At 46.9% G+C, this 8,223-nt stretch carries 5 protein-coding genes; 2 read left to right on the top strand and 3 right to left on the bottom strand.

The window, feature by feature from the left end:
* Positions 1-289: 289 nt before the first annotated feature.
* Genes A3GK_RS0101995 through A3GK_RS0101985 form a run of 3 tightly spaced genes read right to left on the bottom strand, consistent with a single transcriptional unit; the run spans position 290 to position 3,727 of the window.
* Positions 290-2,215, bottom strand: a complete 1,926-nt coding sequence (locus A3GK_RS0101995) for an NAD(+) synthase (protein ID WP_018027860.1) — start codon at positions 2,213-2,215, stop codon at positions 290-292.
* Between the two features lie 10 nt (positions 2,216-2,225).
* Positions 2,226-3,026, bottom strand: a complete 801-nt coding sequence (gene serB / locus A3GK_RS10270; protein WP_018027859.1) for a phosphoserine phosphatase SerB — start codon at positions 3,024-3,026, stop codon at positions 2,226-2,228.
* Positions 3,023-3,727, bottom strand: coding sequence for a DUF5715 family protein (locus A3GK_RS0101985; protein WP_018027858.1), 705 nt, complete (start codon positions 3,725-3,727; stop codon positions 3,023-3,025). Before A3GK_RS0101985 ends, serB begins: the two co-directional genes overlap by 4 nt.
* Positions 3,728-4,225: 498 nt before the next feature.
* On the opposite strand from A3GK_RS0101985, the gene A3GK_RS0101980 reads away from it, so the two are divergent.
* Positions 4,226-7,081 carry a TonB-dependent receptor gene (locus A3GK_RS0101980; protein WP_081605300.1) on the top strand — a complete coding sequence of 952 codons (2,856 nt, stop codon included), beginning with the start codon at positions 4,226-4,228 and terminating at the stop codon, positions 7,079-7,081.
* A 26-nt stretch (positions 7,082-7,107) separates the two neighbouring features.
* Positions 7,108-8,076, top strand: a complete 969-nt coding sequence (locus tag A3GK_RS0101975; protein WP_018027856.1) for a metallophosphoesterase — start codon at positions 7,108-7,110, stop codon at positions 8,074-8,076.
* Positions 8,077-8,223 lie beyond the last annotated feature (147 nt).

Below are 8,223 nucleotides of genomic sequence, written 5' to 3'. Positions count from 1 at the left end.
CTACGCAAACTTGGTGTCTGCAACGACTTAGCCAAGCTTACATCCTACTGCGGAGACCGCTACGAATGGGTGGTGAGACGTACATGCGTGGTACGAGCTATATCGAAAGATGTACTTGCCCGCAGAGGCCTTGTAAGTTGTTTGGACTACTATGCGATTAGACACTCTTTGAAAACGAATTAAACCGCCGTATGCCGAACGGCACGTACGGTGGTGTGAGAGGGAAGGAAACGAAAGTAGGTCAGAAAACTTTCGTTTCCCGACCTACTCGATTATAGTGGTTACGGGGTTAGAACTTGTCGATGGCTTCTAGCCACATCTCTGCCGAGGCATCACTAGGCATACGCCACGTGCCACGAGGAGAGAGGGATACTACACCCACCTTTGGTCCATCTGGCAGGAAGTTGCGCTTGTACTGCTGTGCGAAGAAGCGCCGCGCAAAGATCTTCATCCACCCCTTGAGCTGCTCTTTGGTATAGATACCATCGAAGGCCTTACGCGCAAGATAGAATATCTTGTTGGGGGAGTAGGCATTCTGAAGCATATGGTAGATAAAGAAGTCGTGCACCTCATAAGGCCCGATGATGCTTTCCGTCTGTTGCTTCAATGCCCCCTTGGTGAGCTCTGGACTTACTGGGGTGTCCACGATATCTCTCAGCAATTGGGCTAGCTCTTCACTATCGAAGAGCTTGGTATCTGCAAAGTGCTGTACCATCATCCTTACCCCTGTCTTAGGGATAGAGCCGTTGATGCTGTACATACTTGCATGGTCAGCATTGAACGTACACCAGCCGAGTGCCAACTCACTGAGGTCGCCAGTACCGAGTACAAAAGCCCCCTCCATATTGGCAATATCCATCAGCACCTGAGTCCGCTCCCGTGCTTGTGCATTCTCGTAAGTGGTATCTTCCGTAGTGCCGTTGTGCCCAATATTCTTCAGGTGTGCGATAGATGCCTCGCTAATAGAGACTTCCTTCGAGGCAACACCAAGAAGCGAAACCAGTTTTTTAGAGTTTTGATAGGTGCGGTCACTGGTGCCAAGGCCTGGCATCAGTACCCCGATCACATCCTTGCGATCACGGCCTAGCATATCCATTGTACGCACAGCTACGATAAGGGCGAGTGTGCTATCCAAGCCACCACTTACACCAATCACCACCTTTGACCCCTTCAGGTAATTGAGTCGCTGAGCGAGTGCTACCATCTGGATCTGGCACATCTCTTCACAACGCTCAGTAAGGTTGGTTGTAGAAGGCATAAAAGGATTCCTCTCCACTGGACGAGTCATCTCAAAGCTCTTATCCGCCTCTTTGAGTTGGAATGGTACCACACTTAGCTTATCCCCACCAGCATAGACTGAGGCAGCTGTACGGAAAGAGCTATTGATAAGGCGCTCTGTGCGGATACGCTCTACGTCAATATCACTCACAAGTAGCTTCTCCCCTAGCTTGAAGCGCTCCATCTCTGCCACAATCTCTCCATTCTCAGCGATAAAGGCTTTCCCGCTATAGACAAGGTCTGTAGAGCTTTCGCCAAAACCGCATGAGCAGTAAACATAGCCAGTGATTGCCTGACTAGAAAGAGAGGAGACGAGCGACTTGAGATATTTATTCTTCCCCGCATTCTCGTTGCTCGCCGAGAGGTTGAAGATGAGGTGTGCCCCATTGAGTGCCAAGCGGGTGCCTGGTGTCACGGGCGTCCACATATCCTCGCAAATCTCAATGCCAACCCCTACATCGCCACACTTAAAGATAATGTCGTGCCCAATCGGTACCTCGTGAGTCCCGATAGTCACAGTGGAGTAGGAGAGCTCTAGCGAGCTATCAAACCACCGCTTCTCCTGAAACTCCCGATAGTTGGGCAGATAGGTTTTGGGTATGGCTCCCAATATCTTCCCCTCTTGGATTGCTACTGCGGCATTGTATAGCTTCTCCTCCGCCCTTAGTGGCATGCCCACGATGATGAGCATCTTAAGGTCCTTGGTGCGTTCCGCCAATTGGCAGATGGCCTTCTCAGCCTGTTCGAGCAAGAAGGGTTGTAAAAATAGGTCTCCACAGGTGTATCCTGTGATAGAGAGTTCAGGGAAAGTGAGCATCTCTACATTTTGTTCCTCTGCACGGCGAATCATCGCCTCGTGACGCTCTACATTGTAGAAGCAGTCTGCTACTTTGACGAATGGCACTGCTGCGGCCACTTTTACGTATCCGTACCTCATATGTTTAGTATTAGTTTGTAAATTCTTTGCATAAAATCTGTTGAACACACTCCATTAGTGGCAGGGGGTGATGGGGCGTGGCGTGTAAAAGTATGCACGACCCCACGTGGGTCATCATCTCTAGGTCGTTATAGCCATCGGCCACTACTACGATATCTTTTGGCAGAATTTGATGCTCCTCTGCCAATTGCCTCAGCACCTCCCACTTGGCCTCGGGCGAGAGTATTGGGCCACTGATGCGACCGGTGACTTGCCCATTATCCAATTCCCATCTAGTGGCAAAGCAGTGCTCAATACCCGTTATCCTTGCAATGTACTCGGCATATTCACTCCACGCACCAGAAATGATTGCGGTTTTGATCCCCTTGATTTTCAGAGAGGCAATCAACTCTTTTGCTCCTTCAGCCAGAGGAAGTAACTGATAGATATTCTCCAAACACTTCACACTCGTTCCTTGTAAAAGGGCCACCCTTTTCTCGTAATTGTGGCTCCAGTCTTTAGCCCCATTAAGGGCCTCCTCAGTGAGCCGTCTCAGCTCCTTTCCTACCTCTGGCGTTACCCCTTGCGTGGCAATAGTGTGTATAAATTCGCTGGCTACTAGCGTGCCATCAAGGTCAAATGCCACCAGCTTAGGTTGGGTAAATGAGGGGTTAATGTATTGGATCAGCACCTCTTCCCTGCGTACACGGTCAATAAGTTCCTTGAGCAGCTGCTTACGGCTTATTGGATCGTGTACATTTTTTATCTCCTGATACCTTTCGTCGTCTGGAGAGATGATTCGGACTAAAGGGTTGGTGCTAATAGGTCTCATCGTACAGTGATATGAAAGCAGGCTTGTTGACGCTCATGCTTGATGTAGCAACGCTCTTGATTGTGATACCTCTTGAGTACCATGGCGAGAAGGTGCTTCAGCTCTTCCTCCGATAGGTCACGTGGGTCATTAGGGTCTACTTTGTCAAACCTTTTCCACGATATATCTACCGTAGTTCCATACCTATGGGTGCTATTTTCGGAAGCATTGCCATTACCTCGTCGTAGCTTTCGCACATCTTCCTCCGTGCGTGTAACACTCGTGATCACTGGGCGATAGAGTGGAAGTTGGTCCTCCGAAAGCACTCCTACAAAGCTCGACCCAATTTCCTCGAGGAGCTGTGCCATTTCAGGAATCACATAGGGAACGGAGTGTGTCAGCTCCATTATTTTGTAATGATCATTGCTCTGTAGCTCCACCAGCCCCTTCTTATGCTCCAGCTCATTGCGAGTTTGGGCTGGGGTAATCCCTTTTTTCTTGGCTGCTTTGAGCTGTATATCATTGAGGTCATTGAAGTCTCTATTGTAGCTCCCCCTAAAGCGATAGGCTACCCTCCCTTCCATCACCTCCATAGGGTAGGGATCGGCCGGCTCTGGACGTTCCCAGGTCCATGCCATCAATATCCCAGTGATGACCACTAATGGGACAATATATCTATAAAGGTAGGGACGCCAATTAATTGGTCGCTTAGTCTCTTCCATTTTAAGCTAATAGTACTATAAGTATATCTCTACGCAAATCTACTAAACATTAATGAGATAATCACTCCCTTTCTGTTTAGGAGCGAGGGTATGCATTAGCCTAATGCGTTACCCTTGAATCATTCGCCATTTCTAAACCCTTCATAAATCATCTATGCTAGTGAGTAAAAGTGGAGATGCAACTAAGCAATCGGCGAGTTGCAACTAAGCATTTGCCGAGTTGCATCTCGCCGATTGTTTAGTTGCATCTCGGCAAGCGCTTTGGTATAGTGTTGAAATCCAGTTGGTTGTGATGAACGTATCTGTGACCCTGTTTTAGCCGATATTTTCGCCTTATTTCGCAGTTTGAAATTCTGGGTGGGGGTAGTCCTTGAGGATAAGTTACGTGATGATCGCAACAGCATTGTCACATAGACAGAAGGGAATTGTAATCTAGTTATTATACTTTTGCGAAACGAATAGTTGTCACGTTAACAATGTTAAACTAGAAACATTATTATGTTTAGAAAAGAAAGGATGCTATGGTTGTCAATAGTTGCCGGGGCTTTATTATTACCCAGCAATCTAGTGGCTTCGGCAACGCAACCCGTAGAACGTCCAGAGAAAGCTCAACCCTCCAAGACCACAGGTAATCTATCGGGTGTTGTAATCGATGAGAATGGAGCATATCTGCCTGGAGCCATATTGACCTTGGATAAGGACAATCGGTACACAGTCTCTACTGCCGATGGCTCGTTTGTCTTCCTAGATGTCCCAGCAGGTTCATATACTCTGACGGTCAAGTATCTAGGCTTTGAGGAGTACAATTCTAAAGTTACCGTACAGAAAGGAAAAAATATCAGTATCAATGTGAAGTTGCGTGAGTCAACATTCACAACTGGTGAAGTGGTGATTGTGGGAGAGCTATTGAAAGGTCAAGCCCGTGCACTCAATACGGAGCGAAGTAATAGCAACATCACCAATATGGTCTCTGCAGACCAGATAGGGAGGTTCCCCGACTCTAATGTTGGTGACGTCTTGAAGCGTATCTCGGGTATCACAATGCAAAATGACCAAGGAGAGGCTCGCAATATCGCGATGCGTGGTTTAGCACCACATCTCAATTCTGTGACCCTCAATGGCGGACGCATACCAAGTGCCGAAGGGGATAACCGCAATGTGCAGATGGACTTGATCCCTAGTGATATGATCTCTATGATCGAGGTCAATAAGACTTTACTCCCCGATATGGAGGCCGATGCTATCGGTGGTTCGGTCAACTTGGTTACCAAGACCGCCCCACGACGTCAAAAGTTATCGATCAATATGGGTGGGGGGTACAACATGATTCGAAATAAACCAACCTTCAATGGAGCCCTCACCTATGGCAATCACTATCTAGATGATAAGCTAGGAATGGTGGTTTCTTTTTCATATCAGAATAAAGACTACGGCTCTGACAATATTGAGGGCGAATGGACTTCCAAAGGTGATGATATCTATATGAAGGATTTTCAGATCCGCAAGTACGATGTACAGCGTGTACGCCGAAGTGGATCTATCAACCTGGATTATAAGTTCAATAACTCAAGTTCAATCTACCTGAAGACCCTCTACAATTGGCGTGATGATAGAGAAAATCGCTTTCGCTACCGTATGACCAAGATGAAGCTTGAGAGTGATGGCACTTATAGCGGACGTATTGATCGCCAGACTAAAGGAGGTATTGACAACTCTCGCAATCGTAATCGCCGATTAGAGGATCAGCGTGTCTACAATATCGCCTTGGGTGGTGAGCATCTATTGGGAAGTAAGGTAGAGATGAACTGGGGAGCCTCCTACTCAAGAGCTTCTGAGCATCGCCCTCACGAGCGCTATATCAATATGCGACAAAAGAAGGTCACTTTTGAGCAAGACCTATCTGATACTCGATACCCAAAGATTTCAGCACAAAATGAGTCTATCGATAAGTTTGGATTGGATACGCTCTCAGAGTCTGAGCAGATGACCTATGAAAATGAGTGGGGCGCCAAACTCAATTTCCGCTTTCCCCTTTCCGTGATTCCCGAGCAGAAAGGTCGTCTCCGTATTGGTGCCAAGCTTCGCCTCAAGGAAAAGGATCGAGACAATATCTACTACGAATATGAACCAAAGGGTGCCTTCCCAGATTTTCCTCAGATGGATTTGGTAGAGTGGAACGATGCTAAGTTCCTTAATGGTAAAGGCTATGTGCCAGGACAATTCCCAAGCAAAGCCTATTTGGGTGGGTTGGATCTCGATAATTCCCAAAAGTTTGATCGCGAGGCCATACTGAGTGAATACTGGACTGCCAACTACAATGCTAAGGAGAATATCTATGCTGCCTATTTGCGGTGGGACCAAAATATCACCAAGAAGCTAGTGATTATTACTGGGTTGAGAATTGAGCACACAGCGATTGACTACCTAGGGCATACATTGATAGAAGATGAGAAGGGTGAAGATGTCAAAGACAAGAATAGCTATACCAACTTCTTCCCTAATCTGACCCTTAAGTACGAACCCAATAAAAAGACAGTACTGAGAGCTGCCTACTCAACTTCTATTGCTCGACCAAACTACTACTGGTTGGTACCTTATATGAATATCTCAAATGCCGATCACAATATATCGCTCGGCAATTCGGATCTTAAGAGTACCTATGCTCACAATGTGGATCTAATCGCTTCGTACTATCCAGGTAATGTGGCATCGCTATCTGCGGGGCTCTTTTACAAGCGTCTAAACGACTTTATCTACACCTATGCAACCAGTAGCTTTACGAATAGTGACTTCGCCAAGCTTTATCCCACACGTAGCAATCCAATTCCAGTGGGTGAGGAGTGGGACTACAAGACACACCACAATGGCGAGTCGGTAGATATATATGGCTTTGAGGTCTCTTACAATCGCCAGCTCGACTTCCTGCCCTTGGCCTTCCTACGGCGCCTTTCTCTCTACCTCAATTACACCTATACCCACTCCAAGGCTTCGGGTATTACCAATGAAGAGGGCGAAGAGCGTCAGGGCATGATGTTGCCTGGTTCGGCACCTCATACCGTTAATGCCTCTATCGCTTACGAGGATAAGCACTTTACGGCACGCCTATCATACAACTATACCAGTTCGTATGTCGATGAATTGGGCAAAAATGATTTCGAAGATTGTTACTACGGAAGTCAGGCTTTCTTGGACTTCAATGCCAATTACAAGATAAAGCAAAACTTGCAAATCTTCTTCGATGCCAATAACTTACTCAATACGCCCCTCTATTACTACCAAGGCCAGAAGGATCGGCTAATGCAATTGGAGCTTTACAAGCCAACCTTTAACGCTGGCATCCGTTGGAATCTATAAACATTTACATTCATAATAATAGGACTATGACTTACAAAATAAATAGGATCTTACTAGCCCTTTGGCTACTATTACCGCTAAGTGCCTTTGCACAGATGTCGCCTTCAGAGATAGCTGAGGCGAGTGATGATGGATTTAATTTCCTGATTATTACCGACCAGGGTCGCAACGGCTACTATGACCAGAAAGCTATTGCACAGAGTATGGGCGAACTAGCTGGCAATGGCGATGCCGAGTTTGTACTTACCCTTGGAGATAACTTTCACTACATTGGGCTGGAGAGCACTTCCGACCCGCTGTGGATGACTAACTTTGAATTGGTCTACGATCACCCCGAGCTCCAGATACCTTGGTACCCCATCATTGGCAATCATGAGCAAAAGGGTAATGTGCAGGCGATGATTGATTATTCTAAGGTTAGCCGTAGGTGGGTGATGCCCGCACGCTATTACTCTCTCTGCTTCACGACGGAAGAGGGGGAGAAGGTGGAGCTCTTTATGTTGGATACTTGCCCGCTGATTGATAAGTATCGTAATGATCCAGAGTACCGAAGCGTACAGGGTGAGAGCCGAGAAGAGCAATTGGCTTGGCTGGAAAAGGGCTTGGCCAATAGCACGGCAGACTACAAAATAGTTGCTGGTCATCACCCCGTATATGCGGATACAAAAAAGTCTGAATCAGAGCGATTGGATATGCAGAAGTACGTTCAGCCACTGCTGGAGAAGTATGGGGTAGACCTCTATCTATCAGGACACATACACAATCATCAGCATATTCGCCCTCGTGGTAGCTCTGTTGACTATGTGGTGGTCTCATCGGGTGCTCTTTCACGCAAGGTGAAGCCGATAGAGGGAACGCAGTTTTGTAGCCCTGAGACAGGATTCGCCTTTATATCCATAAAAAGCGGTAAGCTCACTATGTATTTATTGGATAAAGGGGGCAATGAACTGTACCATATATCCCGCACGAAATCACATTCGTCATCTATGAGGTAGGGGCTAGTAACCTTTGTCGCTCTTTTTTGTCAAAAATCGCATGCTGTCGTGACGAAATAGTCAATTGTCAGGACTAAGTGTCAAATATCTATCTTGGCAAACGCTTTGCACTTACTTAAGTAGCTAGGGCAGGTGGCTCTAGGAAGT

Origin of the sequence: Porphyromonas somerae DSM 23386, assembly GCF_000372405.1 — a bacterium.
Classification (GTDB): Bacteria; Bacteroidota; Bacteroidia; order Bacteroidales; family Porphyromonadaceae; genus Porphyromonas_A; species Porphyromonas_A somerae.
The sequence above is the reverse complement of the archived record's forward strand: the minus strand, read 5'-3'. Positions and strand labels throughout refer to the sequence as shown.